The following is a 2,164-nucleotide window of genomic DNA, read 5'->3' as shown; positions in this document are numbered from 1 at the left end:
ATCTATACTAGACAATTAAGAAAGGATTGAAGTTTTATGGAATTTATACCAACAAAAACAATTATATCTTCTTCTTATAATGAAAATCCTCATTGGTTTGGAATTAATTATAATATGAATATATATAAAGGTTGTTGTCATGGATGTATTTATTGTGACTCTAGAAGTAGCTGTTATCAAATTATTGATTTTGATAGAGTGAGAATAAAGGAAAACTCAATAGAAATAATAAGAAAAGAACTTCAATCTAAAAGAAGAAAGGGAGTAGTTGGAACGGGGGCAATGAGTGACCCTTATAATCCTTTTGAGGAAAAATATGAACTGACTAGACAAGCTTTAAAATTAATAGATGAGTACAGATTTGGTATAGGAATTGCAACTAAGAGTGATTTAATAACCAGAGATATAGATATACTGAAAAAAATACAAAGCCATTCACCTGTTATAGTTAAAATGACTATTACAACTTTTGATGATGAGCTATGTAAAAAGATTGAAAGAAAAGTGTGTACATCCAACAAAAGGTTTGAGGCTATTAAAAAATTAAGTGATAATAATATATACACAGGAATACTTCTTATGCCATTGTTGCCTTTTATTAATGACAATGAAGAAAATATAAAAAATATTATAAAAAAAGCTTATGAGTGTGGAGCTAAATTTGTTTTTTCATATGGCTTAGGAGTAACACTTAGAAAAAATCAAAGAGAGTATTATTTTGAGCAACTGAGAAAAATATTTCCACAACAAAATTTAGATGAAACATATATGAATGCATTTGGAGAGGTATATGAAAATCCGTGTCAAAATGTAAATTACTTATGGACAGTATTTAAAGAAGAGTGTGAAAAATATAATATCTTATATAAGATGGAGGATATAATAGATGACTATAAAAGTAAATATGAAAGAAGCCAAATAAGTTGGTTTTAATTATTGTTATATATATTTTTTTATGATATATTACAAATACATATTTAGAAGGGAAGACATAGAATGGCAGGAATGGATGAATTTAATATAAGTGAAGAAGAACTTGCTGAAATAGAGGAAATTACAGAATTAGCTGGAGGGTGTACAGATTATCTATTAAGTTCTTTGATAAATCCAGAAACAGGAGTTCAAGTTGAACTAGAAGAAGCTGATAAAAAAGTTATTTTCAAGTTAGTCTTAGACAAAACAATGGAGTATATAGAAGAATTTTCTTTTCCGGATAATGAAGAAGATTTTGGAAAGTATGTTGAAACTGTATTTACATATATGCAAGAAAATTTATAGTGAAAAAAGGAATGGTTTAAGCCATTCCTTTTATATTTTGGATAAAAGTTGAAATTAAAAGGTAAAATAAAAGAAAAATAGAAAGTTGGTTTAGTATGAAAAAAACTATATTTATTATGTTTACTATCATAATCATATTATCATTTAATATTATTAATGGTTATGCTGTAGATAATCATATACTAATAACTGCTCATAGAGGGAGCTCTTTATATTATCCAGAAAATACACTTACATCCATAGCTAAAGCTATTGAGGAAAATGCGGACTATGTGGAAGTAGATGTAAGACTTACAAAGGATAATAAAGTTGTGCTGTTCCATGATAATACTTTAAAAAGGGTAAACGGTAGAAATCAATCAATAGAAGATATGACACTTGAAGAAGTTAAGAAAGTTGATAATGGATCTTATAAAAATAAAAAGTATGACTATGAGAATATACCTACTTTAGAAGAAGTATTTGAAAATTTTAAAGGAAAGATTAAGTTTAATATAGAGTTAAAAATGAATAATAAAAAGGGTTATGAATTATCTAAAGAGGTGTCTAAATTAATAAAAGAATATTCTATGTCACAAGATGTAGTAGTGTCCTCATTTAATAAATTAACAATAGAAAAGTTTAAAAAAGATAATAAGGATATTAAAACAGGATATATAATTAGCAACCCCATAGATAATATTGAAAAGTTAGAATGTGATTTTATATCCATAAAATATAATCTACTTTCAAAAGAATTAGTGGAAAAAATACATGAAAATAATAAAGAAATACATATATGGACTATAAATGATGAAGAAGATATTAGGAAAATTATAAAATTAGGTGTGGAAAATATAATAACTGATGATGTGAATTTGGTAAAATATATACTCTTGGGATAATG

General features: G+C 25.9%; 3 protein-coding genes. All 3 read left to right on the top strand.

What is annotated here, in order from left to right; genetic code table 11:
• Positions 1–36: 36 nt before the first annotated feature.
• The 3 genes from NSA58_RS19300 to NSA58_RS19290 all read left to right on the top strand — a co-directional run bounded on the left by NSA58_RS19300 (position 37) and on the right by NSA58_RS19290 (position 2,162).
• The gene (locus NSA58_RS19300) at positions 37–933 is read left to right on the top strand and encodes an SPL family radical SAM protein (protein WP_074079155.1); all 897 of its coding nucleotides are present in this window, start codon (positions 37–39) and stop codon (positions 931–933) included.
• 63 nt (positions 934–996) lie between these two features.
• Positions 997–1,278: a hypothetical protein gene (locus tag NSA58_RS19295; RefSeq protein WP_039681031.1), complete on the top strand. Its 282-nt coding sequence runs from the start codon at positions 997–999 to the stop codon at positions 1,276–1,278.
• 95 nt (positions 1,279–1,373) lie between these two features.
• On the top strand, positions 1,374–2,162 hold the full coding sequence (locus NSA58_RS19290; RefSeq protein ID WP_052233130.1) for a glycerophosphodiester phosphodiesterase: 789 nt from the start codon (positions 1,374–1,376) through the stop codon (positions 2,160–2,162).
• The last annotated feature ends 2 nt before the right edge of the window (positions 2,163–2,164 follow it).

The sequence above is a fragment of the Terrisporobacter muris genome (assembly GCF_024621905.1).
Classification (GTDB): Bacteria; Bacillota; Clostridia; order Peptostreptococcales; family Peptostreptococcaceae; genus Terrisporobacter; species Terrisporobacter muris.
Note: the sequence above shows the minus strand (reverse complement) of the source record. Positions and strands in the feature narration are given on the sequence as shown.